Origin of the sequence: Anaeromusa acidaminophila DSM 3853, assembly GCF_000374545.1 — a bacterium.
GTDB classification, from domain to species: Bacteria; Bacillota; Negativicutes; order Anaeromusales; family Anaeromusaceae; genus Anaeromusa; species Anaeromusa acidaminophila.
On record NZ_KB894585.1, the window covers coordinates 24,543 to 49,561 of the forward strand.

The window sequence follows — 25,019 nt, forward strand, 5'->3', positions numbered from 1 at the left end:
ATGAGTTCTTGGCTGACTATTTTTGAGTTTATTGTGATCAAGACAATTGGCGTCTGCTTGGACCCTATGTTTTGGATGATTATGCTTCTAGTGGCGTGGCAGTACTGGCAGGCGCGCAAAAGGCAAAAAGCTATGTTTGGGGTTGTGACTTTTTCCATGCGGCAGCATTTGGGATATATGTTTTTGTATGGTATTGTAGGCGGGCTTTTGGGAGGCGCTTTGCTGGCTTTGCTGGGCGTATCCTTTAACGCCATGGGTTTTGCCTATGTTTGGCCTTTAGCGGTGCTGTTGATGATTGCGAGCGCGCGGTTTATCTGCTTTGCTTATGCAGGCGGGCTTGTGGCTTTGTCCAGCGCGATTTTTGGCTGGCCGGTGGTTAACGTACCGCATTTGCTTTCGTTAGTAGCGGTTTTGCATGTGGTAGAGAGCGTATTGATTGTGTTAAGCGGGCGTTATGGAGATTTGCCTTCGTTTTTGCGGCGCCGTGACGGCCAGGTTGTGGGCGCGTTTCAGTTGCAGAATTTTTGGCCTTTGCCGTTGGTATTGTTGATGGCGGTGGCCGTACCGGAAGGGGATGTGCGGGGGCTGACTTTGGGGGTGCCTTGGTGGCCTGTGCTGCCGTTGGGCTTGGACACGCCGGATGGTCAGCGATGGATGTATGGTCTGCTGCCAGTTGTGGCTGCTTTAGGCTATTCGGATATGGCGGTAACGGAGCCGCCAGCTCGGCGTCGTTGGCGTACGGCATGGCAGCTGCTGGCGTATAGTTTGCTGCTTTTGGTGCTGGCAGTGGCATCAGCATGGCAGCATTGGCTGCAGCCAGTAGCGGCATTGCTGGCGCCAGTAGGACACGAATGGCTGATCATGAAGGGGAATCGGCGGGAAACGCGCGGTAAGCCTTTTTATGCTCCGCCGATGCGGGGCGTCATGGTCTTGGATACCGTGCTAGACTCACCGGCGCGAGTGGCGGGACTGCGATCTGGGGATGTTTTACTGAGTGTCGACGGAGAGAACATTTCCAGCGGCGTGGAACTAGGGGAAGCTCTCTTGCGGGCAGGCAGTACCGTGCGGTTGCTTTGGCGGAGGGCGGACATACAAATGCAAAAAGAACTGCCATTGCCCGAAAATGGACGATTAGGAGTCATTCTTGTACCGGAAGGCGGAGAACTCAATGTCGCTGAACTGACAGAAGAGCGCTTTCCTTGGCAGGATTGGTGGGAAAAACGGAAAAAAGCCAAGCCTTTTGAATAAGTTGTAGCATTGCATTTAAGTGAGGGTGTGCTATAATTAAAAAAGAATGTATGTTCGAGAAAACTGATCTTGCGAAGAGCTGTGTGTTTTCGAATTACTTCTATTTTGATTATGGTTTTTCTTAAATGAACAATATGATATAATTATTACTAATTAGGAATTAATCCAAAATATAATAAATGCATGCAGGTTCTTATTTTTGAAAAGAGGCGATACTATGGCGGTACCGAAGCTGAATACGGTGCAATTGGAAGAAAGCAGGCCGTTTCGGGTCGTGGCTCCTTTTGAGCCTACGGGGGATCAGCCGACAGCAATTGAGTCTTTGACGGAAGGGATCTTAGCCGGTGAAAAAGCGCAGGTTCTCTTAGGGGCGACAGGAACCGGTAAAACCTATACCGTGGCGAAATTAGTGGAAAAGGTGCAGCGTCCGACCTTGGTGCTGGCGCACAATAAGACGCTGGCGGCGCAGTTAGCCAGCGAATTTAAGGAATTTTTTCCAGACAACGCAGTCGAGTATTTTGTTAGCTATTATGATTATTATCAACCGGAAGCGTATATTGCGCAGACAGATACGTATATTGAAAAAGATTCGTCTATTAACGACGAAATTGACAAACTGCGCCATTCGGCAACGATGGCGCTTTTTGAGCGGCGAGATGTCATTGTAGTAGCCAGCGTTTCCTGTATTTATGGTTTGGGCTCTCCGGAAGAGTACAGCAACATGGTATTGTCGCTGCGACAAGGGCAGCAGCGCGAACGTGACACCATTTTACGCAAGCTGGTGGAACTGCAATATTCTCGTAATGACATTGCCTTTCAGCGAGGTAATTTTCGGGTGCGAGGCGATGTTATCGAGATTTTTCCGGCAGGTTATACGGAACGGGCGGTGCGCATTGAATTGTTTGGCGACGAGATAGAGCGACTGCAGGAGCTGGATGTGCTGACCGGTGAGATTTTATGCGAACGAACCCATGTAGCTATTTATCCGGCATCCCATTATGTGACGTCCCGAGAGACGCTGCTGGCGGCGACAGAGCGTATTGAAGCGGAGCTTAAGGAGAGACTGGCTTACTTTAGGGAGAACGATCGTCTACTGGAAGCGCAGCGCTTGGAGCAGCGGACTCGCTATGATTTGGAAATGATGCTGGAAATGGGATATTGTTCCGGCATTGAAAATTATTCCCGTCATTTAACAGGACGGCAGGCAGGGGATGCGCCATACACGCTAGTGGACTATTTCCCGGATGACTTTTTGCTGGTCATTGACGAGTCTCATGTGACGTTGCCGCAAGTGCGAGCCATGTATAATGGCGACCGCGCCCGCAAGCTTTCTTTGGTGGAAAACGGTTTTCGTCTGCCCTCGGCTTATGACAATCGCCCGTTAACCTTTGATGAATTTCGAGAACGTTTGAACCAGACAATCTATGTGTCGGCAACTCCTGCCTCCTATGAGCTGGGGGAGGCGCAGCGAGTCGTGCAGCAGGTTATCCGCCCGACGGGTATACCGGATCCGGTTGTCGAAGTGCGCCCGATCAGCGGGCAGATGGACGATTTGTTGAGCGAGATCCGCCTGCGCGCAACGCGCAACGAACGGGTGTTAGTGACGACGCTGACTAAGAAAATGGCGGAGCATCTTACCGACTATCTGAAGGAAGTGGGCGTAAAGGTGCGCTACTTGCATTCGGACATTGCTACTATTGAGCGGGTTGAGATTCTGCGGGATTTGCGGGCTGGCGTTTTTGACGTGTTGGTAGGCATTAATCTGTTGCGAGAGGGTCTTGATTTGCCGGAAGTTTCCTTAGTGGCGGTATTGGATGCGGACAAGGAAGGTTTTTTGCGTTCCGAAACGTCCTTGGTGCAAACCATTGGCCGGGCGGCGCGAAACGTTCAAGGTCTTGTTATTTTATATGCGGACGTAGTGACCGATTCGATGCGCCGCGCGTTGGACGAGACGGAACGGCGTCGGTCCATTCAAATTGCTTATAACGAAGAATATGGCATTGTACCGCATACAATTAAAAAGAAGATCAAAGATCTGATTGAAACGACGAAAGTGGCCGAAGACGGAGCTGTCTATGCGGCGCCGACGCCGTTTGCGAAGCTGAAGGCCAAAGAAGCGCGGGAAATGATGGTTCGTTTGGAAAAAGAAATGCAGCAGGCTTCACGGGCGTTGGAGTTTGAGAAGGCCGCGGAATTAAGGGATATTTTGTTTGATCTGCGGGAAAAATTCGGCGAACCGGGAAAGAAGAAAAGCAAGAAGTAAAACGTATCTCTGTTACTATAGGAGGATTCATTTGTGAAAGATCAAATCGTGGTCAAAGGGGCCCGGCAGCACAATTTAAAGAATATGGACGTGACGATACCGCGAGATAAGCTGGTGGTGGTAACAGGGCTATCCGGATCCGGCAAGTCTTCCTTAGCGTTTGATACGATCTATGCGGAAGGACAGCGGCGGTATGTGGAATCGTTGTCGGCGTATGCGCGGCAGTTTTTGGGGCAGATGGACAAGCCGGATGTGGACTATATTGAAGGGCTGTCACCGGCTATTTCCATTGACCAGAAGACGACCAGCCGGAATCCCCGTTCGACGGTGGGAACGGTTACGGAGATTTACGATTATCTTCGCCTGCTCTTTGCTCGCGCCGGTCGGCCGCATTGCCCCTGCTGCGGCGAGCCTATTACCCAGCAGACGGTGGAGCAGATGGTGGACCGTGTAGCCGCTTTGCCTGAAGGAAGCAAGCTGCTGGTGTTGGCGCCGGTAGTGCGGGGGAAAAAGGGAGAGCATCAAAAAATTCTCCAGGAGGTGCGCAAAGGCGGCTATGTGCGTGTGCGCATCGACGGCGAAGTCTATGAGGTTGGCAGCGAGCCAGCTTTAGAAAAAAACAAAAAACATACGATTGAAGTGGTGGTAGACCGCCTGGTGGTTCGCGAAGGAGTGGCTTCCCGGCTGGCGGACTCGTTGGAGACGTCGTTAAAGCTGGGAGAAGGGCTGGTAACGGTTGCGGTGACAGGCGGCGAAGAAATGCTTTTCAGCGAGAATTTTGCCTGCGTGGATTGCGGAATTAGCCTGCCAGAGGTAGCGCCGCGTCTTTTTTCCTTCAATAGTCCCTTCGGCGCTTGTCCGGTTTGTACTGGTCTGGGCTATAACATGGAAGTGGATAAAGAATTAGTGATCCCGGATGGTTCGAAAACCTTGGCCGAAGGGGCCTTGGCTCCTCTTAGCCGCAACACCAGTTCCTATTTTATGTGCCAGTTGGCGGCAGTATTGGAAAGCAAAGGCAAGTCGTTAGATGTTGCCTGGGATGACTTACCTGCTTCACTGCAACAGTTGATTCTGCAGGGCAGCGGTGAAGAACGCTACACTTTTGAATATGAAAACTTGTTTGGCGAGCTGAAGACGTATCATACCGCCTATGAAGGGGTTATTCCCATGCTGGAGCGGCGCTACCGGGAAACTTCCTCTGATTGGTCCCGCGAGGAAATCGAGGAATATATGAGTATCAAACCTTGCCCTAAATGCAAAGGGGCGCGCTTGAAGGACGAAGCGCTAGCGGTGCGCGTGGGCGGAAAAAACATTCATGAAGTGACCCAGTTAACCATTGGCGAAGGGCAGGCTTTCTTTCAGGAGTTGGAGCTGACCGAACGGGAGCGGACGATTGCCAGGCAGATTTTAAAGGAAATTGACGCTCGCTTGGGTTTTCTGGTTAATGTAGGGTTAGATTATTTGACTTTGGATCGTGCGGCGGGGACTCTCTCCGGCGGCGAGGCGCAGCGTATCCGTTTGGCGACGCAGATTGGCTCCGGCTTGGTGGGCGTGCTTTATATTTTGGATGAGCCCAGTATTGGTCTGCATCAACGGGACAACAATCGGTTGTTGGATACGCTAAAGCATCTGCGGGATCAGGGGAATACGTTGATCGTTGTCGAGCATGACGAAGATACGATGTATGCGGCGGATCATATTATTGACATTGGCCCCGGCGCCGGCGAAGGCGGCGGAAAATTGGTGGCTGCCGGTACGGTAGAGGAAATCAAGGCTTGTGAGGAGTCGATCACCGGACAATATTTGAGTCGTCGTATTTTTATTCCCGTGCCGGAACAGCGCCGCCAACCGAATGGCAAGTGGCTGACGGTGCAGGGAGCGAAGGAAAACAATTTAAAAAACCTAACGGTGCGTTTCCCTTTGGGTTTGTTTACGGTAGTGACAGGCGTATCCGGCTCCGGTAAAAGTACGCTGGTCAATGATATTTTGTATCAGGGGCTGGCGCAGCGCTTATACGGCGGCAAACATCGTCCAGGAGCGCATAAGGCGATAAAAGGCCTGGAACTAGTGGACAAGGTCATTGATATTGACCAGTCGCCCATCGGGCGGACGCCTCGCTCCAATCCTGCTACCTACACAGGCGTTTTTGATATTATTCGCGAGGTGTTTAGCCAGACGCAGGAAGCGAAGATGCGCGGCTACAAGCCGGGGCGTTTTAGCTTTAACGTCAAAGGCGGCCGCTGCGAAGCTTGCAAGGGCGACGGCATCATCAAGATTGAGATGCATTTTCTGCCGGACGTTTATGTGCCTTGCGAGGTATGTCATGGGGCGCGCTACAACCGAGAGACGCTGGAAGTGCGTTATAAGGGCAAGAATATTGCCCAGGTGCTGGATATGGTTGTCGATGAGGCGGTGGAGTTTTTCCGCCATCAGCCGCGGATTCATCGTAAACTGCAATTATTGCAGGATGTAGGTCTGGGATATGTGAAGCTGGGGCAGCCGGCAACGCAGCTTTCCGGCGGCGAAGCGCAGCGGGTCAAGTTGGCTACGGAATTGGCGCGGCGCAGTACCGGCAAGACCTTTTATATTTTGGACGAACCGACTACCGGCTTGCATACGGCGGATATCCATCGGTTGATGGAAGTATTGCAGCGTTTGGTGGAGGGCGGCGATAGCGTAGTGGTGATCGAGCATAACCTGGACGTCATTAAAACGGCGGATTACTTGATTGATTTGGGACCGGAGGGCGGCCATCGCGGCGGGACCATTGTGGCGACAGGTACGCCGGAAGAAATTTGCCGTGTTGAGGCCTCCCATACCGGGCGATACCTGAAGCCTTTACTGGAAGAGGCCGCAAGATTGCAGGGGTAAAATGGAGAGTTGTGTGTAAAACATAAAAACCCCGGCAGCTTTGTAGCTGCCGGGGTTGCTCCCTAGCTTCAGCAGGGAGTCATACGTTTATAGATGAATTGGGTATCGAAGTCGCCGCTGCAGAAATGAGGGTTGCTGAGAACCTTCTGATGGAAGGGAATCGTAGTCTTGATGCCGCCGATGCGGAATTCCGCCAAGGCGCGGCGCATGATGCGGATGGCGTCGCCGCGGGTGCGCCCATGGGCGACTACTTTGGCGATCATGGAGTCGTAGTAAGGCTGTACGGTGACTCCGGCAGCTACGCCGCTGTCTACGCGCACGCGAGGGCCGCCAGGCTGATGGTAGAAGTCAATATGACCCGGGCAGGGAATGAAACGCATATCAGGATCTTCAGCATTGATGCGGCATTCGATAGCATGGCCGAGGAACATGATTTCATCTTGTTTTTTGTTAAGCGGTTCGCCCGCGGCGATGCGCAATTGGCGGCGGACTAGGTCGACGCCGGTAATCATTTCCGTGACAGCATGCTCTACCTGGATGCGGGGATTGATTTCCATAAAATAAAATCTGCCAGTTTTGATATCCATAAGGAATTCTACAGTTCCGACATTGGTGTAATAGATGCTTTTGGCGGCACGGATGGCCAACTGCCCCACTTTGTGGCGCATTTCGGGCGTTAAGGCGCTGGACGGCGCTTCTTCCAAAATCTTCTGGTTGCGGCGCTGCAAAGAGCATTCGCGTTCGCCGAGATGAAGGATGTTGCCGTAGTTATCGGCCATGATCTGCACTTCGATATGACGAGCTTGATCAATATAGTTTTCTAAGTAAAAATCTCTGGATTTCAAATCGACTTTATTGAGAGCGGAAGTCATTTCTTCCTTATTATGAGCTACGAACATGGACTTGCCGCCGCCGCCTGCTACGGGCTTTAAAATAACCGGGTAGCCAATGGCTTCGGCCTGCGCGTAGGCGTCTTCCGCTTCGCGGACGATTTCGCTGCCTACGGTCATCGGTAAGCCGGCTTGTTTCATTGCTAAACGAGCGGCGTCTTTGTTACCGACTTTGCGGATGGTTTCTGGATGGGGTCCGACAAAAATCATGCCGGCGTCAATAACCATTTGCGCGAAATCCGCATTTTCGGAGAGGAACCCGTAACCGGGGTGGATGGCGTCTGCTTTGGCCATTTTAGCGGCGGAAATGATGGCTTCAGCATTGTAGTAGCTGAGTGAAGCATCAGCTGGACCGATGTTGTAGGCGTAGTCCGCCAGCTGTACATGGAGAGAATGAGCGTCGACGTCGGAATAGACTGCCACCGTTTCAATCCCTAATTCCTGACAGGCGCGAATAACACGAATGGCGATTTCGCCGCGATTGGCGATAAGAACTCTGTTAAACATCCGAATAGACCTCCCATGTTTTAAAATGACCCTGGGTATATTATATTCTATTGTGTATTTTTTCACAACGACTGCGAGTAAGTATACAGGGTACACAAAAATGCAAGCTGAATATTGCGAAATTTGTAAAAAGTGTTAGCTGTTTTCTGGATAAAACCTACCATTGTCTTTTTGATGGTGTGCAGCGTGAAAGGTGCATAATTATGAACGAAGTGTTGCAAGAGCAATTAGCGCATTTGCCGGGTTCGCCTGGAGTCTACATCATGAGAGATGCGCAAGAAAGAATTCTATATGTAGGTAAAGCGGTCAGTCTAAAGAATCGTGTGCGTTCTTATTTTCAAAGCAATCGGAATCACTCGGTTAAAACCATGGCCCTAGTGGCTAAAATTGAATCGCTGGAATATATCTTGACAGCTAACGAAGTGGAAGCTCTCATTCTAGAATGCAATCTAATTAAAAAGCATAGGCCGCGTTATAATATCAGCTTAAAAGATGACAAGACCTATCCTTACATTAAGGTAACCTTAGAAGACGATTATCCGAGGGTGCATATCACCCGCAGGTTGGTGAAAGACGGCGCTCGTTATTTCGGGCCCTATGCGGATGCTGGAGCGGTTCATGAAATGTTGCGCTTGGTTCGGTCTTTGTTTCTGTTGCGCAATTGCCGAACTATGGAGGCGCGGCGTCCATGCCTGGAGTATCATATCAAACGTTGTGTGGCGCCGTGTAGCGGGAAAGTAGACAAGGAAGAATACAGGCGCATGGTGGATGCGGTGATGATGCTTCTGGAAGGACGAGGGGATAAGCTGTTGCGGCAGTTGAAAAAAAACATGCTTCAGGCGGCGGAGGAACTGCGCTTTGAAGAAGCGGCGCGGTTGCGGGATCAATTGGCGGCGGTGGAAAAGCTGACGGAGAAGCAAAACATAGTGACCGCCGGGGGCGACCAGGACGTTTTGGGGCTGGCGCATTCGCATGCCGGAGTATGCGTGCAAGTACTGCAAGTGCGTGGAGGAAAGCTGATTGGAAGAGAGCATTTCTTTTTACAGGGCGCAGCGGACGAAGAAAAAGAGGTGGCGTTGGAAGCGTTTTTAGAGCAGTATTATGCAAGGGTGGCGTTCGTGCCGCCAGAAGTATTGCTGCCGTTTGAACTTTCTTATCAAGAAGTACTGGAACGCTGGCTGACGGAAGTACGTCAAAGTAAAGTGGAACTGCATGTACCAAAGCGGGGCGGCAAGCATGCGTTGCTTTTGATGGCCGAAGACAATGCCCGAGCGGTGCTGGCTCTCAAAGAGGGTGAGCTGCTCAGGGAAATGGAACGGACTACGGGAGCGGTGGAGCAGCTGCAGCAATTTTTAGAAATGCCGAGGCCGCCGCAGCGTATGGAGTGCTTTGACATCTCCCATATCCAGGGTGCGGAAACCGTAGCGTCAATGGTTGTTTTTGAAGACGGCCAACCTAAGAAGGAAGATTACCGTCGCTTTAAGCTGCGAACGGTGGAAGGCAAGCCGGATGACTTCCTATCCATGCAGGAAGTATTGCTGCGTCGGTATGGCGAAGCAGCGGAGCCGCTGCCGGATTTGATTGTTATAGACGGCGGCAAGGGGCAATTATCTAGCGCGCTGGAGGTCATTCGCGGCGTAGGTTTAGAGATGAACGTTATTTCGCTGGCGAAGCAGTTTGAATGGGTCTTTCGAGAGGCGGACAAGGAGCCTTTGATTTTGCCGGAACGCTCAGAATCGTTGTACCTACTGCAGCGTTTGCGCGATGAAGCGCATCGCTTTGCTGTCTCATACCATCGCAAGCTGCGAGGTAAACGTAATTTGGTTTCTGTTTTGGATCATATTTCCGGCATTGGTCCGAAACGCCGTAAGGCATTATGGTCGGCTTTCGGTACTTTGGAAGCTTTGCGCAAGGCAAGCTTGGAAGAATTAGTTGGAGTTGATGGCATGGATCGTACGGCGGCGCAGGCGGTATATGATTTTTTTCGCAGGGAATATCGACCCGATGAGCAGGTGTAAGGCGTTCCTTGGCGAAGTATTCTTGACAAAAGTAGAAAAATCGGTGAAAATAAGCATATGGTTTTAAAAACCACATGGAGAATTTCAAAAAACTACTTAGGAGGAGTTAAGATGAACAAAGGAGCCATTATTGCAATTGTGCTGGTGGCGCTTGTAGCCATTTTCGGCGTGTCTACTTATAATGGATTGGTGGGCATGAACGAGACGGTAAACGGCAAATGGAGTCAGGTGGACAACCAGCTGCAGCGGCGGGCGGATTTGATTCCCAATCTGGTTAATACCGTGAAAGGCTACGCAGCTCATGAGCAAGCGGCTATTCAAGCGGTATCTGATGCTCGCTCCAAGTTGGTCGGCGCTCAAGGGGTCGGCGATAAAGCAGCTGCAGCCGGAGAAATGAACAGCGCTTTGAGCCGCTTATTGGCGATTGCGGAGAATTATCCGAACTTGAAGGCGGACAAGAATTTCCGCGCTTTGCAGGATGAACTGGCTGGCACGGAAAACCGCATTGCCGTTGCGCGTAAGGATTATAACGACGCGGTTCAAGGGTACAATACTAAAATTAAAACGTTCCCGCAGAGCATGTTTGCGGGCATGCTAGGCTTTGGCCAGCGCGAGTACTTCAAGGCCGAAGAAGGGGCTAAGCAAGTACCGCAGGTTAAGTTCTAGTCGGCTGCTGTTTTATTCGCATCTCGCAGCACGGCAGCCCTTTTTCCGTCTGGCGTTGTCAGAAAACCTCGAAATAGCGCCGCTATTTCTGCGGCCTTCTTTCTAGCCATACGAAAAAATTCTTTGGCGTGCTGGAGTGCTCGTTAAAAAATCGGCCTCCTTAATGGAGTTTGAGAGAAAAAGATCCCTTTTGGCGGAATTGTAAGTAAACCGACCATTACCTAAGCGGAAGGAGGTGCGGCATGAAACGCTGGCTTGCAGGTTTTCTTCTCTTTTGCTTTGCATTAATAGCATTGGCTTTGCCGGTGCAGGCGGCGGCTTCCATTCCGCCCAAGCCTTCGTCTTCGATTTACGTGCAGGATTTGGCTGGAGTGATGCAGCCGGCATCCAAGGAGCGCCTGCAAAAGCTAGGAGCCAGTTTGGCGGCTAAGACCAAAGCGCAGGTAGTCGTGCTGACGGTTCGCAGTCTGGAAGGTGCAGAGCCGGAAGACTATGCCTTAGAGGTTTTGCGCACGTGGGGGCTTGGCGATAAGCAGTTGAATAACGGCGTGCTGATTTTAGTTGCGGTTGATGATAAGGTATCTCGCGTTGAAGTGGGGTATGGTCTGGAAGGCGCGCTTCCTGATGCTAAAACCGGTCAATTGCAGGACGAGTATATGGTGCCGTATTTCCAGAATGGAGATTATGACAAAGGCATTGTTAATGGTTACCGGGCGGTTGTGCAGGAAGTAGCTAAGGAATATAAGCTGGAATTGAAAAGTTCTCCTCAAAGTGCAACTGCTAAAGCGCAAGCAGACAGTTATCCGTGGGATGGATGGCCTTGGTGGGCGAAAATTCTAGGAGCGGCCGCCTTGGTTGGCTTGCTGATTTTGGACTGGACTGTGTTTGGGGGAACCTTTACGTATCTGATCCTTTCTTTGCTTCGCCTGCGTGGCGGCGGCGGTGGAGGCGGATATGGAGGCGGCAGCGGCGGCGGGGGCGGTTCTTCGCGCCGGTGGTGACGACATAAAATAGACTTTGTTAATTTGCCAGTTCCCAAGAAGCGAAGGATATGGTAAAATAAAATCATGATTTGTGAATAACCTTTATAAAAAAAGGAGGAATTATCATGGAAAAATGGACCTGTACAGTATGTGGTTATGTCTATGATCCGGCAACCGGAGATCCGGACAACGGCGTGGCTCCGGGCACTGCCTTTGAGGACATCTCGGCGGAATGGGTTTGCCCCCTTTGCGGCGTAGGCAAGGACGACTTCGAAAAAGCATAAGGTAGAACCAATTAAAGGCAGCTCTGAGGAGCTGCCTTTTGTGTGTCTCTTTTTATAAGCATAATATTTTAAAAATTGAAAAACAAATGTATCTACGCAGAAAATGAGAAGGAAATTGATTATTTTTAGGCGAATTTTTCATTATAGCATAAAAAGGGGGAGGTGAAGGAGGAATTTTGTTTCGTTTTCTCTTTTTGGCAGAAAGGGGGCATTAGTATGTATGAAAAGGAAGTTCTGGATATTGTAAGGAAAAACAAAGGCTTCTTGGCTACCCTGGATGGCGAGCAGCCGCGAGTTCGCCCTATGAAACCGTATGTTTGCGAACATGGGCGTATTTGGCTGTTTAGCCGCTTGCTTACTAAAAAAGTCGACGAAATTCATCATCATGACCGGGTTGAAATTTGCTTTGTTGGGGATGAGCAGGAAGTAGTTCGCATTAGCGGGCGTCTGGACGTTTACAACAGTATGGATCCGGCGGAAGTAACTACGTTTAAAGAAAAGATGTTTCGGGAAATGCCGGATATGAGCCACTATTTCACTGGCCCTGGAGACCCGAATTTAGTGATTTACCAACTTCATGTCTATCATGTGCAATATACGACCAAGGACTGTGATGTGTCGACTCAGATTAACATTCACACAGAGGATGACCCGGACATTTTGTTCGGCGTGAACGATGGCCGGTTTACTCTGAGCTAAATAATGTGCAAGCTCCAGGCGCTGTAATAGCGCCTGGGTACATATGGGGAATGAAAAAGAAGGAGGAGAAAACGTGCGATTTGATCCGATGGAATATCCCTATGCGTCGCGGCGCATGGTGACGTATGGAGCTAGAGGCATGGTAGCGACTTCGCAGCAATTAGCGGCGCAGGCGGGGCTGCAAATCTTGCGCGAAGGAGGCAATGCGGTGGATGCCGCGATTGCAACGGCGGCTTGTTTGACAGTTGTAGAGCCTTGCTCCAATGGCATCGGCGGCGATGCTTTTGCATTGGTTTGGGTTCATGGCGGTTTATTTGGCTTGAACGGCAGCGGTCCGGCAGCGCAAAAAGCCGATGCTGCGTCTTTGGGAAAGCAGGGATATAAAGCCATGCCTCGTTTTGGCTGGCATCCGGTTACTGTGCCGGGGGCTCCGGCTGCCTGGGCAGCCTTATCGAAACGTTTTGGCCGCATGCCTTTGCCCAAGGTGTTAGCACCGGCTATTTCCTATGCTCGCAATGGCTTTGTTGTATCGCCTACGGTTGCCGCGGCTTGGCAAAAACAGTATCAGCTGTTTTCAAGAGAACTGGAAGGAGAGGAATTTCGCTTTTGGTTCCATACCTTTGCGCCTCATGGACGGCCGCCGCAGGCCGGAGAGTTGGTACAATTGCCGGAGCATGCCGCGACCTTGGAAGAGTTAGGGCAGACCGGCTGTGAATCCTTTTATCGGGGGGCTTTAGCGCAGCGTATCGGGGATTTTGCCGCACGTTTTGCTGCGCCGCTGACAGCGGAGAATTTGGCCGCTTTTCAGCCGGAGTGGGTACATCCGCTGCGCGTGCATTACCGCGGGTATGATGTATGGGAGATTCCTCCCAACGGGCACGGCTTTGTGGCTTTATCTGCGTTGGAAATTTTAAAGGGTTTCGATATGACTTGCGTGGAGTCGGTAGAATGGTATCATCGGCAAATGGAAGCGCTGAAGCTGGCTTTTGCGGATGCTAAAGCGTATTTGGCGGATCCAAAGAACATGCAAGTAACAGCGGAAAGCTTGTTGGACCCGGCATATGCGGCGGAACGGCGCAAATTGATTGGCGAAAAGGCTATTTTGCCGATTGCCGGAAATCCGGAGTCTGGCGGCACGGTATATTTGGCGGCGGCCGATGCAGAAGGAATGATGGTGTCTTTCATTCAAAGCAATTATCAGGGATTCGGCTCCGGGTTAGTAGTGCCAGGCACTGGCATCGCCCTCCATAATCGGGGATGTAATTTTAATTTGGAAGAAGGGCATCCTAATTGCTTAGCGCCGGGCAAACGGCCTTACCATACGATCATTCCCGGCTTTATCAGCAAGGATGAGCAACCAGTGGGGCCTTTTGGGGTTATGGGGGCCTTTATGCAGCCGCAAGGTCATTTGCAGGTAGTAGTGCGCTCCATCGATCAGCGCTTAAATCCGCAGGCGGTTTTGGATGCGCCGCGTTGGCAGTGGACAGGCGGCAGAACGATCGAAGTAGAACCGCATTTTCCGCAGCATATTGCAGCGGCATTGTCTCGAAGGGGGCATGAGGTGCGCGTTTCTATGGATGTTGCTTCTTTCGGCAGAGGACAAATTATTTGGAGGAGCGATGCTGGCGCTTTAGCGGGTGCGACAGAGTCGCGGGCGGACGGTTGTGTAGCTGCATGGTAAGAAAATAAAAGGAAAACAACTTTGTATACTTGTATACAATTATTCCTACCGTTCCTATCGTTGCTTTTAAAAAGTTATTTTGTTAAAATTATTACGTAGTTTTATTAAAGTTCACTTTCGGCAAGTTGCTCTTAAGCAGCGGTCGAACAATTAAAAGGAGGGTACATATAAGATGAAAGTTACAGTCGTCGGTGCAGGCAATGTAGGCGCAACATGCGCAAACGTTCTGGCTATTCGCGAGATTGCCAGCGAAGTGGTACTCCTTGATATCAAAGAAGGCGTTTCCGAAGGCAAAGCCATGGACATGATGCAGACTTCGCCTCTACTTGGCTTTGACACCTGTGTAGTAGGAAGCACTAATGATTATGCAAAAACAGCCGGTTCCGCAGTGGTTGTCATCACTTCCGGTTTGCCGCGTAAACCTGGCATGACCCGTGAAGAACTGATCGGCACCAATGCCGGTATCGTCAAAACGGTTGCTGAAAACATTCTCAAGCATTCTCCGAATGCTATCTTGATCATCGTCAGCAATCCGATGGATACCATGACGTATCTGACCTTGAAAGCTACTGGCTTGCCGAAAAACCGCGTAATCGGCATGGGCGGCGCGCTGGACAGCTCTCGCTTCAAGTACTATCTCAGCCAGGCTCTGGGCCGTCCGTTGACCGACGTTCAGGGAACCGTTATTGGCGGTCATGGCGACACCACCATGATTCCGTTGACTCGTTTGGCTACCTACAATGGTTTGCCGGTATCCCAGTTCCTCGATGCCGCTGCTTTGGAAAAAGTTGCTGCTGACACCATGGTTGGCGGCGCTACGCTGACCAAGCTTCTGGGTACTTCCGCTTGGTACGCTCCGGGCGCTGCTGCAGCTATGCTGGTAGAGTCCATCGTTCGCGACGAGAAGAAAGTATTCCCTTGCTGTGTTTCCCTTGAAGGCGAATACGGCCAGGAAGACATCTGCATCGGCGTTCCGGTCGTTGTAGGTAAAAACGGCTGTGAAGAAATCATTGACTACAAACTCAATGCAGAAGAAAAAGATCTCTTCGAGAAGAGCGCTGCTGCTGTTCGCAAGATGAACCAAGTTCTTGCGGATATGAAAGTAATCTAAGCCATCTCTTAAAAGGAAAAAGCCTGTTCCGTCGCGAAATACGGAACAGGCTTTTTTGTTTAGAGAGCCACTGATTCATTTGCATCCCGCGGCAAACCGGATCTTTTTCCTCCAGACATTGTCAGAAAGCCTCGGCATAGCGCCGCTATTCCTACGTTTTCTTTCGCGTCTGACGCAAAAATCTCTTGGTTTGCCGGGGCGCTATTAAATCAGTGGCCCTCTTAGGTTCTGATAACGAAAACTCCTTGTGTATTATTACAATAAAACTATACCCGATAGCCCTCATTTGTACCCTCTTTTTACTCCCTTTACTCCTGTTTAAATTAAAATCTATACATAGAAAGAAGGATGATTTTATGGACATGAATTCATTACGTGAAGCCGCGCGGGAGCGTTTTGGCAAGGCTTGCCGGGTGTGCAAAATTTGTAATGGCGTGGCCTGCGCCGGAGAGGTTCCCGGCATGGGCGGCCTTGGAACCGGAGCGGCTTTTCAAAGCAATATGCAGGCGCTGGCTTTGCATCGGCTGCAGCAGCGCGTAGTGCACCAGATCAGTGAGCCGAAGCTGAGCTGCACGATTTTTGGACAAGAGCTGACAATGCCGATTTTGGGAGCGCCCATTGGCGGTATTGCATTCAATTTAAATGATTTCTTGCCGGAAGCCGAGTATGCAGCGGCTATTGTGAACGGCTGCCTCCAGGCGGGAACGTTGGGCATGACCGGCGACGGTCCTAATCCGGGCGTATTTAACGGCGGCTTGGAGGCGGTTCGTTTGGCCGGCGGCCAGGGAATTCCCGTCTTGAAGCCCAGGGATAATGAGGCGGTTTTAGAGAAAATGCAGGAAGCCGCAGCCGCTGGTGCGATTGCAGTTGGTATGGATCTGGATGCAGCGGCGTTGATTAACATGACTCGCGCGGGTCAGCGGGTTGGGCCAAAAACGAAAGAACAATTGGCGGAGTTAAAACGCCATGCGCCGCTACCATTCTTTGTGAAAGGAATTATGACGGAAGCCGATGCCGAAGCTTGCGCTTGGGCGGGAGTTGACGGTATTGTCGTTTCCAATCACGGCGGACGGGTGCTGGATCATACGCCTGGTACGGCAGAGGTGCTGCCGGAGATTGTAGAAGCTGTGGATGGCGCGTTGACGGTGCTGGTAGATGGCGGCGTACGTAGTGGTACGGATGTGCTGAAAATGCTGGCTTTGGGCGCCGACGCTGTTTTGATTGGACGTCCGCTGACGGTTGGCGCCGTAGGCGGCGCTGCTGGGGTTGCGCTACTTTTAGAGCAAATGGCGGCGGAATTGCAGGCGGCGATGATCATGACTGGTACCGCGTCAGTAGAGGACGTAGCAGAGGATATTTTATGGTAAAAATCGAATTGGCTGCTAGAACCTTCTCCACATCTTGGGGGGTGATGACATCTTTGTGGTCGTCTCGAGGACTTTGGGAACTTGGTTTTCCCCGCAAAACAGAAAAAGAGGCTTGGGCGGACCTGCGGTTTTCCCCGACAGCGGCGCAGGACTTGCAGGCGGAGGATATGGCGGAGTTAGCCTGGGAGGCGTTGGCGGCTCAACTGCAAACCTATTTCCAAGGTTTTCCTGTAGTTTTCGACGTACCCTTGGATTGGCGGGGATATACATCTTTTCAGGAGAAAGCGTTGCGGTATGTAGCCTCGGTTCCTTATGGCTGCGTTTGCAGCTATGGAGAGGTGTCGAGGGCGATCGGCGTAGAGCAGGGGGCGCGCGCTGTCGGCGGAGCTATGCACGCTAACCGTATTCCTATCGTGGTTCCTTGTCACCGGGTTGTGGCTTCCGGCGGTAAGCTGGGCGGCTTTGGAGGCGGTTTGGAATTGAAGGAGGCCTTGTTGTTTTTAGAGCGCAACCTTGACAGCTAAAATGACAGAATAGTAATTGGCAGACAAGGGAGAAGCACGGTATAATAGAAGCAATAATGTCCAAAGAGGACGATGATTTTTGCAGTGAGGAAGGGATCGTTGTGTGCGGCTTGCTTTTGCGTATCATAGTTAATGCAGTCATTTTGTATTGGATGGTAGAATGGCTGCCGGAAATTTTTGTCGATACGTTTTGGTGCTTATTAGCGGCTTCGTTGGTGGTGGGGATAGCCAATGGCTTGGTGCGCACCATTCTTTGCAAAATGAGTTGTCCTATTTCGTGGCGTACTTTGGGCGGGTTAACTTTTTTAACGAATTTGGTGACGCCAGCGGCGTTGCTCAAGGTGCTGCCGGGCGTGCAGGTAAGCGGTTTGTTTTTGCCGTTTTTAAGCATGGGCGTAGTGACCTTGTGCAGCTGCCTGCTGTCCGTGTATATCCAAGACCGGTAACGGAACAGGATTGAACAAGAGAACCGGAGTCGCGTGAGGGCCCGAAGGAGTAGCATTATTTTAATTTAAAAATGCACGAGGAGATTGCTTCATTGCATTCGCAATGACCTTAAAGACGGCTTGGAAGCAAGTAGGCTATGTTTGATGAAAACTAACAAGCTTTGCGTCATTGCGAGGAGCGCGGCGACGCGGCAATCTCCTGATAAAACATTGCTTCGAATCCTCAGTCATGCCCTCAGGTTCTCCCGAGACTCTTGTTCAATCCTTATTCTCTGGCTTTTCTCGGGCATTTCTCTGTTGCTCTGTGTGAAACGTATTCCGAAAAGGATGTGGCAATTTGGCAATTCAATTAGTAGCAATCGATATGGATGGGACGTTGTTGACAGATAAGCTGGAAGTTTCACCAAGAACGGCGAAGGCAATTCAAGCGGCGCAGCAACAAGGAGTGACGGTGACAATAGCCACGGGGCGCATGTTTCAGTCGGCTAAACCGTTCGCGGAACAATTGGGCGTAGATGTGCCGTTGATTACCTATAACGGCGCCTTGGTAAAGTCTTGCCGCTCCGGCGAGGTTTGGCATGAAGAATTGCTGCCCATGGATACTACGTTGGCGGTGTTGGCGTATTTTCGCGAGCGCGGCTGGTATATTCAGACGTATGTCGATGACGAATTTTATGTGCGAGACTATTCGGCGGAGGCCCGCGCGTATGAAGCGGTGTCCGGTATTTCACCGCATGTGGTAGGCGAGGACGTATTTGCGCCTACCAAGGAGCCCCTTAAGCTTTTGACGTTGGCGGAACCGGAACATTTAGACGCTATTACGCCCGTGCTGAAAGAGCGCTTTGGCGATACAGTGTGCTTTACGCGAGCTAAAAACCATATGATCGAGATGGTGAATCCAGCGGTAAATAAAGGCCGAGGCGTTGCGATGCTGGCCAAGCGTTTGGGGATTTCTCAACAAGATATTATGGTACTGGGAGATTCGGAAAATGATATGGCTATGCTGACCTATGCGGGCCTAGGAGTAGCTATGGATAATGCCGACGACAAAGTAAAAGAAGTCGCGGATGCGGTAACAGAGGACAACAACCGGGATGGCGTCGCCTTGGCTATTGAAAAATATGTGCTGAGATAAAAACGAGCAATGAGTGCCTTGCTATAGGCGTCTCATTGCTCGTTTTTTCGTATAGTCGTTACAGAACTCCTGTTTTCGGATCAAAGCGCGGCGTATCCGAGGGAGGTACATCTTGTAAACTTTTTTGCACTTCTAGAATTTCTTCGAGATGATTCATGAACAGGTCAATCAAAGCCGGGTCGAAATGACTGCCGCTGTGTGTGCGCAGATGTTCCAGGGTATGGTCGAGCGTCCAGGGGATTTTATAGCTCCGGCTGGAGCTGAGAGCGTCAAACACGTCGGCGATGATGGTAATACGAGCGTGTAAATGAATGTTGTATCCAGACAGGCCGTTGGGATAACCGCTGCCGTCAAAGTGTTCATGATGTTGTAAGGCGATAATGGAGGCGGCGCGCAGCACGTCAAGGCCGGAGTGGCTGAGCATATCGTGGCCGATGATGGTATGGCGCTTCATGGAGTCGAATTCTTCCTCTGTGAGCCGGGCGGGTTTGTGCAATATGTTGTCAGTAATACCTAGCTTGCCGATGTCATGCATAGGCGCAGCCATTCGTAGCAGCTCTACTTCGGCTTCGTCCAAACCGTACCATTGTCCTAAAAGAGCGGAGTATTCTCCAACCCGGCGAACATGGTGCCCTGTTTCTTTGGAGCGAGTTTCCGCCGCTTCCATGAGCAGGAAGAGCATTTCTTGGCGGGTGAGGTCCATTTGGTGGTGCAAATGGAGATTTTCAAAGGCCGCTGAAACATTGAGGCAGAAGATGTCTAGCAACTGGCGGTCTAAATCGTTCATCGGCGGCGTACCTTCCATATAGATTAAATACGCGCCGGCAACCGGGCCCCGCCAGTAAAGGACAAAATGGTCAGCGGCGTAAACGCTGCGCTGTCCTTGCAAGGCTGGCTGCAATCGTTGCCGAACCAGATCGGTGATGTGCGGCGGCGCCGGATCGTTGGAGAAATGGCCTGTAGCCGCTAAAATGTGAAAGCCGTTTTCCTCTGAAGAAGCTGCGAAACTAGCTGTTTTGAGATAGAGACTGTTGCGATCTAAATAAAGTAAAGCTGATAATTGAGTTAAGACGCCTGCGGCAAAATTCTGTAGGGATTGGAGACGGAAAATTTCCGGTGATGACTGGACAATTTGTTCCAAGCCGTTTTTGTTGCGTTCAATGGTAATCAGATCCCGATAAGAACGCAAAGCAGTAATTAAAGTAGTGATCAGCTTTTGTGAAGTGAGTTCTGTTTTTTCCTTATAGTCGTTGATGTCATAGTCTACAATGACCCGCGCTTCTGGGGCGTGACCGGGTTGTCCGGTGCGTAGAATGATGCGGACTAATTGGTTTTGCAGTTCCCTTCGGATGACATGTACTAATTTAAGGCCGGAGTCGACTTCCTCCATGACGACATCCAAAAAAATGACTGCGACATCATCGTGTTTGAGAAGAAAATCTCGCCCTTCCGCTGCGGAATAGACACTGTGAAACTGCAGAGGCCGTCCGGCAAAAGAAAAATTGCTTAATACCAGTTTGGTGACGGTGTGCACTTCTTCGTCATCGTCAACAATGAGAATGTTCCATGGAGGATGTTCGGTTTCGGGTGCAGCAGGGGGATGTTCATCGGCAAAAAGAAGTTCGTCTTCGTGCATGCTTAGATACCTCCTTCCGGATTGAGCGGGGCGGTAATAATGAATTCGGTTCCTTTACCAGGCGTGCTGTGGCAGAGAATAGTTCCTTTCAACTTAAAAACAACCAAGTTATAGACGATATGCAGGCCCAGCCCCGTACCTCCGCTGCCGCGTTTAGTGGTAAAGAATGGTTCAAATACTTTCTTCTGTACTTCTTCCGGCATTCCTTTGCCGTTGTCCCGATAGCGCAAAGTAAGTTGTTGCTCTTCTAAAGAAACGGCGATCTGAATGAGACCGGCTTCGTCCGGCTCGTAAGCGTGGACCAAGGTGTTCATGATGAAGTTGGTGAGAATTTGCCATAATGCGCCGGGGTAGATCGTGACATTAAGATCGTCAGGGCAATCAAGTTCAATGGTGTGCTTCGTTTTTTTCAGACGAGGCCGTAAACTCAGCAGCACTTCATGCAAATACGTGAGCATGTTGACTAGGCGTTTTTCTTCCACTTGCTGGTCAACGGCAGTTTGCTTGAATGTGCGGATAAGTTCCGACGCCCGGTTTAAATTACCAACAATGATTTCGCCGCTCTTAGCGCTAGTGTCAAGAAAATCTTCCAATTCCGAACGCTTCATTTGATTTTCCTTGAGCTTTTGCAGTAGTTCTTGGGTGCGTCCGGCCAAGAAGGAGGCAGCCGTGATGCTATTGCCTACAGGCGTGTTGATTTCATGAGCTACGCCGGAAACCAGTCCGCCCAGAGCAGCCATTTTTTCGGCTTCTACCAGATGGCCTCTGGCTTTTTGCAAATCATCCATTGTACGATTTAAGCTGTTGTTGGCCTCCTGTAGGGACTGGGTGCGCTCTTCTACTCTCTCTTCCAGATGCAGATTTAGCAGACGTATTTCATTTTCTACGCGCCGACGATGACGGATGTTGAAGAGTAAAGAAATGACCAGGATGGTTAGCAGCAGAATGACAGCGCTGACGCTCCAGACCAGGGTCCGGTTTGCTTCGTAGAAAGAAGGCTCCCGGAAAAGCACTTTGCTGCCAGGAGGAAGCGCTTCTACGTCCAAGCCGTGCGCGGTTAGTTGCCGATAATCAAAAGCATAACGATTCACAGATTCGCTAATGACAGGAAATTGGCTAGGCGCTTTGTTTTCAAAAATAATTTGCCGCACTAAAGAGCCGGCTTCTTTTCCTTGCGTATAGCCGCTGGTAAGCAACCCCCCAACAAGACCATGGCCGATAGCGGTATCCCAGAGGCCAAAAACTGGAGCGGCGCTTTCCTTAGCAACCAGTTGCAAGCTTTCGTCATTGGTGAACATACGCCCGTTGCGGTCTATGTTGAAAATAAGGTGAAGGATGATGTCGTCGGCAGAAAGCGCGTGCGCTGCTTGCAGCACTTCTTCCAGCGTGGCGTCGTCAAGGAGCTGATAGGAAAGCGTAGGCGGCAGGGCGGTCAACGCTTCCAAGGCCAAGCGACGGGTTGAGTGGCCTACTATGGTTCGATCTGTAATAATAAGCAGCTTTTTTGCATTCGGGCGTAAACGCAAAGCGGCTTGCAGAGTGCCAGCCACGTCAACCTTTTCTTCGACCCCTGTCAGCCAGGGGGTTGTTTGCAGCAGAGAAGGATCAAAATCATTAAGGCCGCAAAATACGATTGGCGTATGAGGGAATAAGTCTTGCTGGTGCTCTAAGGCAAACAGAAATGCATTGTCATCGGAAACCACCACTGCGCTTAATGGTAGATGTGCGTATTTATAACGCAAGGAAGGGACCAAGGCATTCAAATACTCCTTGCCCCAAAAATGTTTTGTATCCAGATATTCAAAATAATAAGCAACCTCCGGATGTGGTTCTAATTCCTCCAACACACCGCGTTCAATATCGCGTACCCAAGAGAATTCAGGGCTGTACGAGTGGAGGAAAAGAACTCGGTGCAGGGGCGAAGCCGTATCGGCTTGTTGGGCCCAACAAGGGGAAAAGGGAAGAAGAGTTACCAGTAAAAGCATAAGCAAGCGAGTCCCAAAGCTCATAGCGACGCCTCCTTATTTTTATTCGGCCACTACTTTATTCGCAGCTTACAGCACGCCAGGCGAAAAATTTTCTTGCCGTGTCGGAGCGCTCATTAAAACATCGGCCTCATAGGGAAGTGATGGTGCCTTAATTGGATTTTACGAGAGATTAACCGTCCCTCGTAACCCTCATTTGTACCCTCGAGTGACTCTGGTTCTTCTGTTCAACCTTGCTTTTCTCTCTGTTACCTCTGTTTTTTCTGATTCTCTGTGTAAATCTTATAACTTCGCGCTCTTTCATTCTTTGTAATTTGTTAATTCGCTCAAAGAGTATCGTGAACCTGCTAGTTTTCCCATTGCTTTGCCTTTTTTTAACTGATATTCTATAATACTAGTTGAGATGATTCGTATGATGAGGGGGCGTAGGCAGCATGGCAATGGAAGAATTTCGCCTGGTAATCATTACAGGTATGTCTGGCGCTGGTAAGACGCAGGCTGTGCGCGCCCTGGAAGATTTGGGCTATTTTTGTGTCGATAATCTGCCGCCGGCCTTGATTCCCAAGTTTGCTGAGCTTTGTTCGCAGTCGGCAGGGAAAGTCAGTCGGATTGCCCTAGTAGTGGATATCCGTGGCCGGGAGTTTTTCGATACGTTGGCGCAGGTTTTGGAAGAAATGGAAAAGCAAGGCCAGATTTATGAGGTTCTCTTTTTAGAGGCTTCGGACGAGGTTTTAATCCGGCGTTACAAAGAGTCGCGTCGTCGGCATCCGTTGGCGGCGCAAGGGCGGGTCAGCGACGGCATTGTTCGTGAACGAGCAAGGTTGGAACCCATTCGCGGTAGGGCAACCCATGTGATTGATACTACCGGGATGGCGACGACAAAGCTGCGGGAAAAATTGACAAGCTTATTCGCTACAGGGGCGCAGATGCAGAGAATGTCCATTACGGTGGTTTCTTTTGGCTTTAAGCATGGGCTGCCATTGGATGCGGACATGGTGTTTGATGTGCGCTTTTTACCCAATCCCTTTTATGTGGAAAATTTACGCCGCAAGAGCGGGGTGACTCCCGAAGTAGGAGAGTATATTGCCAAATGGCCGGTATCACAGCAGTTTCAGGAGCGCTTATGGTCCTTTGTAGACTATCTAATTCCTCATTACGTCGACGAAGGGAAAAGCCATCTGATTATAGCCATTGGTTGTACCGGCGGAATGCACCGATCCGTGTATATTGCGCAGAAATTATATGAACGGCTGCGCAATCATGGTTATAAAATTACGATTGAACATCGCGATATTCGGCACAACCTGCCGGAACCGGAAATGAAATGCTGAGGTGACACAATGGATTTTTTGAAGTGGCTCTACCCCGGCATTCGCCTGAAACGTTGGTTTTTCTTATTTTCCTTGGGAACGATTTTAGTAAGCGTAGGAATGTCTCTGGTCCTAAACTACCAATATGTTGGTTATTTGGAAGAATGGCTATTCAAAACCGTCTATTTAGCGACGGGCAGCTATTACTATACAATTACTTTTTTGGCTGGTTTATCTGTATTGGCGCTGGGACTTGGTTCTATGCTGTTTGCCACTAGACAGATTATTCGCTCCGTTATTGGCGCTCTGATCCCCGATGGATCGGAAAAGTTTATAGATCGGATTTTTGCACAGCGCCGTTTAAAACGGGGCCCTAATATTGTAGTCATCGGCGGTGGTACAGGCTTATCTGTGTTGTTGCGAGGCATTAAAAGCGTAACAAGCAATGTTACGGCGATTGTGACGGTAGCGGATGACGGAGGCTCTTCCGGGCGAATTCGGGAGGATTTGGGCGTAGTAGCGCCAGGGGACTTGCGTAACTGCTTGGTTGCCTTAGCGGATACGGAACCGCTGATGGAAAAACTGTTTCAACATCGCTTTGGGGGACATGGCAGTTTGGCCGGACACAGTTTCGGCAATCTTTTTATTGCCGCTATGAATCAAGTCGTTGGCAGCGTGGAAGGCGCGTTGGCGGCATCCAGCAAGGTTTTGGCTGTGAGAGGGCGTGTTCTTCCTTCAACGGAAGCGCCGGTGCGCTTGCAAGCCGAATTGGCGGATGGAACGACGGTAGAAGGCGAATCTAATATTCCCTTGGCTGGGCAGGCGATTCAAAGAGTGCGTCTAGTGCCTGAAGACGCGGCGCCTGTAGCTAGCTCGTTACAAGCAATTCGCGAAGCGGATGCGATTTTGATCGGGCCGGGAAGCTTATATACCAGCGTGCTGCCAAACCTGTTGATACAAGAAGTGGCGGCGGAACTTAAAGCCAGCAAAGCAGCCAAAATTTATATCTGTAATGTAATGACCCAGCCGGGAGAAACCGACGGCTATACAGCCTCCGATCATGTCGAAGCGCTTCTTCAGCATGCAGGTGCAGGGATTTTGGACTATGTTTTGGTTAATGGTCAGCCAGTGGCGAAATCGCTGCAAAACGTCTACGCCAATCAAGGGGCGGCTCCGGTTGAGGCCGATGTGGAGCGGATTGAAAAGATGGGCGTAAAAGCGTTCCGAGCGGATGTTATTTCTGAAAGCGACGTGGTTCGGCATGACCCGCTGAAATTGTGCCGCACTCTTGTTTCGATTATCTACCGACTGCGACCGCATGCGGAGCACATGGCTCTTTTAGATCATTATCTTATCGCAGATACCTTGCGGGAACGCAAGGATGGCTGCTGACAA

19 protein-coding genes are annotated in these 25,019 nt (G+C 50.5%); 16 read left to right on the forward strand and 3 right to left on the reverse strand.

Features of this window, described 5'->3' with window-relative positions; translation table 11 throughout:
* The 3 genes from C508_RS0103695 to uvrA all read left to right on the forward strand — a co-directional run bounded on the left by C508_RS0103695 (window position 1) and on the right by uvrA (window position 6,382).
* Window positions 1-1,248 (forward strand): PDZ domain-containing protein, encoded by a 1,248-nt coding sequence (locus C508_RS0103695; RefSeq protein ID WP_018702197.1) that lies wholly within the window; start codon window positions 1-3, stop codon window positions 1,246-1,248.
* A gap of 217 nt (window positions 1,249-1,465) precedes the next feature.
* Window positions 1,466-3,511 carry an excinuclease ABC subunit UvrB gene (uvrB, locus tag C508_RS0103700; RefSeq protein WP_018702198.1) on the forward strand — a complete coding sequence of 682 codons (2,046 nt, stop codon included), beginning with the start codon at window positions 1,466-1,468 and terminating at the stop codon, window positions 3,509-3,511.
* Between the two features lie 33 nt (window positions 3,512-3,544).
* On the forward strand, window positions 3,545-6,382 hold the full coding sequence (gene uvrA, locus C508_RS0103705; protein WP_018702199.1) for an excinuclease ABC subunit UvrA: 2,838 nt from the start codon (window positions 3,545-3,547) through the stop codon (window positions 6,380-6,382).
* 68 nt (window positions 6,383-6,450) lie between these two features.
* On the opposite strand, the gene C508_RS0103710 is transcribed toward uvrA, so the two are convergent.
* Window positions 6,451-7,779 carry an acetyl-CoA carboxylase biotin carboxylase subunit gene (locus C508_RS0103710; protein ID WP_018702200.1) on the reverse strand — a complete coding sequence of 443 codons (1,329 nt, stop codon included), beginning with the start codon at window positions 7,777-7,779 and terminating at the stop codon, window positions 6,451-6,453.
* A gap of 203 nt (window positions 7,780-7,982) precedes the next feature.
* Here C508_RS0103710 and uvrC point away from each other — a divergent pair, with 203 nt between their 5' ends.
* From uvrC to C508_RS0103775, 11 genes are all read left to right on the forward strand, one after another.
* A complete protein-coding gene (uvrC, locus tag C508_RS0103715; RefSeq protein ID WP_018702201.1) occupies window positions 7,983-9,797 on the forward strand; it encodes an excinuclease ABC subunit UvrC in 1,815 nt (604 codons plus the stop codon).
* Between the two features lie 111 nt (window positions 9,798-9,908).
* Window positions 9,909-10,463: a LemA family protein gene (locus C508_RS0103720; RefSeq protein WP_018702202.1), complete on the forward strand. Its 555-nt coding sequence runs from the start codon at window positions 9,909-9,911 to the stop codon at window positions 10,461-10,463.
* Window positions 10,464-10,705: 242 nt separating this feature from the next.
* On the forward strand, window positions 10,706-11,464 hold the full coding sequence (locus C508_RS0103730; RefSeq protein ID WP_018702204.1) for a TPM domain-containing protein: 759 nt from the start codon (window positions 10,706-10,708) through the stop codon (window positions 11,462-11,464).
* Window positions 11,465-11,571: 107 nt separating this feature from the next.
* The gene (gene rd / locus C508_RS0103735) at window positions 11,572-11,730 is read left to right on the forward strand and encodes a rubredoxin (protein WP_018702205.1); all 159 of its coding nucleotides are present in this window, start codon (window positions 11,572-11,574) and stop codon (window positions 11,728-11,730) included.
* A 216-nt stretch (window positions 11,731-11,946) separates the two neighbouring features.
* Window positions 11,947-12,429: a pyridoxamine 5'-phosphate oxidase family protein gene (locus tag C508_RS0103740; RefSeq protein WP_018702206.1), complete on the forward strand. Its 483-nt coding sequence runs from the start codon at window positions 11,947-11,949 to the stop codon at window positions 12,427-12,429.
* Window positions 12,430-12,502: 73 nt separating this feature from the next.
* The gene (locus tag C508_RS0103745) at window positions 12,503-14,110 is read left to right on the forward strand and encodes a gamma-glutamyltransferase family protein (RefSeq protein ID WP_018702207.1); all 1,608 of its coding nucleotides are present in this window, start codon (window positions 12,503-12,505) and stop codon (window positions 14,108-14,110) included.
* 172 nt (window positions 14,111-14,282) lie between these two features.
* A complete protein-coding gene (gene mdh / locus C508_RS0103750; RefSeq protein ID WP_018702208.1) occupies window positions 14,283-15,221 on the forward strand; it encodes a malate dehydrogenase in 939 nt (312 codons plus the stop codon).
* A gap of 362 nt (window positions 15,222-15,583) precedes the next feature.
* A complete protein-coding gene (locus tag C508_RS0103760) occupies window positions 15,584-16,588 on the forward strand; it encodes an alpha-hydroxy-acid oxidizing protein (protein ID WP_245553711.1) in 1,005 nt (334 codons plus the stop codon).
* On the forward strand, window positions 16,582-17,112 hold the full coding sequence (locus C508_RS0103765) for a methylated-DNA--[protein]-cysteine S-methyltransferase (RefSeq protein WP_018702211.1): 531 nt from the start codon (window positions 16,582-16,584) through the stop codon (window positions 17,110-17,112). The genes C508_RS0103760 and C508_RS0103765 overlap by 7 nt, the downstream gene beginning before the upstream one ends.
* Window positions 17,113-17,168: 56 nt before the next feature.
* On the forward strand, window positions 17,169-17,558 hold the full coding sequence (locus C508_RS0103770; protein WP_018702212.1) for a phage holin family protein: 390 nt from the start codon (window positions 17,169-17,171) through the stop codon (window positions 17,556-17,558).
* Window positions 17,559-17,895: 337 nt separating this feature from the next.
* Entirely contained in the window at window positions 17,896-18,693 is a 798-nt protein-coding gene (locus C508_RS0103775) for a Cof-type HAD-IIB family hydrolase (RefSeq protein WP_018702213.1), read from the forward strand.
* A gap of 58 nt (window positions 18,694-18,751) precedes the next feature.
* Here the strand turns inward: C508_RS0103775 and C508_RS0103780 are convergent, their stop codons facing one another.
* Together C508_RS0103780 and C508_RS17755 are read right to left on the reverse strand one after the other, a co-directional pair.
* Complete coding sequence (locus tag C508_RS0103780; protein ID WP_018702214.1) at window positions 18,752-20,329, reverse strand: DUF3369 domain-containing protein; 1,578 nt, start codon at window positions 20,327-20,329, stop codon at window positions 18,752-18,754.
* Window positions 20,330-20,331: 2 nt separating this feature from the next.
* A complete protein-coding gene (locus tag C508_RS17755; protein ID WP_018702215.1) occupies window positions 20,332-22,338 on the reverse strand; it encodes a sensor histidine kinase in 2,007 nt (668 codons plus the stop codon).
* Between the two features lie 416 nt (window positions 22,339-22,754).
* On the opposite strand from C508_RS17755, the gene rapZ reads away from it, so the two are divergent.
* Window positions 22,755-23,645, forward strand: a complete 891-nt coding sequence (gene rapZ / locus C508_RS0103790) for an RNase adapter RapZ (RefSeq protein WP_026319340.1) — start codon at window positions 22,755-22,757, stop codon at window positions 23,643-23,645.
* A 9-nt stretch (window positions 23,646-23,654) separates the two neighbouring features.
* Entirely contained in the window at window positions 23,655-25,016 is a 1,362-nt protein-coding gene (locus C508_RS0103795; RefSeq protein WP_018702217.1) for a gluconeogenesis factor YvcK family protein, read from the forward strand.
* Window positions 25,017-25,019 lie beyond the last annotated feature (3 nt).

Coding starts and splice junctions, on each gene's coding strand:
- C508_RS0103695 (WP_018702197.1), top strand. CDS start 1: ATGAGTTCTTGGCTGACTATTTTTGAGTTTATTGTGATCAAGACAATT.
- uvrB (WP_018702198.1), top strand. CDS start 1,466: ATGGCGGTACCGAAGCTGAATACGGTGCAATTGGAAGAAAGCAGGCCG.
- C508_RS0103710 (WP_018702200.1), bottom strand. CDS start 7,779: ATGTTTAACAGAGTTCTTATCGCCAATCGCGGCGAAATCGCCATTCGT.
- uvrC (WP_018702201.1), top strand. CDS start 7,983: ATGAACGAAGTGTTGCAAGAGCAATTAGCGCATTTGCCGGGTTCGCCT.
- C508_RS0103720 (WP_018702202.1), top strand. CDS start 9,909: ATGAACAAAGGAGCCATTATTGCAATTGTGCTGGTGGCGCTTGTAGCC.
- C508_RS0103730 (WP_018702204.1), top strand. CDS start 10,706: ATGAAACGCTGGCTTGCAGGTTTTCTTCTCTTTTGCTTTGCATTAATA.
- rd (WP_018702205.1), top strand. CDS start 11,572: ATGGAAAAATGGACCTGTACAGTATGTGGTTATGTCTATGATCCGGCA.
- C508_RS0103740 (WP_018702206.1), top strand. CDS start 11,947: ATGTATGAAAAGGAAGTTCTGGATATTGTAAGGAAAAACAAAGGCTTC.
- mdh (WP_018702208.1), top strand. CDS start 14,283: ATGAAAGTTACAGTCGTCGGTGCAGGCAATGTAGGCGCAACATGCGCA.
- C508_RS0103760 (WP_245553711.1), top strand. CDS start 15,584: ATGAATTCATTACGTGAAGCCGCGCGGGAGCGTTTTGGCAAGGCTTGC.
- C508_RS0103765 (WP_018702211.1), top strand. CDS start 16,582: ATGGTAAAAATCGAATTGGCTGCTAGAACCTTCTCCACATCTTGGGGG.
- C508_RS0103770 (WP_018702212.1), top strand. CDS start 17,169: ATGTCCAAAGAGGACGATGATTTTTGCAGTGAGGAAGGGATCGTTGTG.
- C508_RS0103780 (WP_018702214.1), bottom strand. CDS start 20,329: ATGCACGAAGACGAACTTCTTTTTGCCGATGAACATCCCCCTGCTGCA.
- C508_RS17755 (WP_018702215.1), bottom strand. CDS start 22,338: ATGAGCTTTGGGACTCGCTTGCTTATGCTTTTACTGGTAACTCTTCTT.
- rapZ (WP_026319340.1), top strand. CDS start 22,755: ATGGAAGAATTTCGCCTGGTAATCATTACAGGTATGTCTGGCGCTGGT.
- C508_RS0103795 (WP_018702217.1), top strand. CDS start 23,655: ATGGATTTTTTGAAGTGGCTCTACCCCGGCATTCGCCTGAAACGTTGG.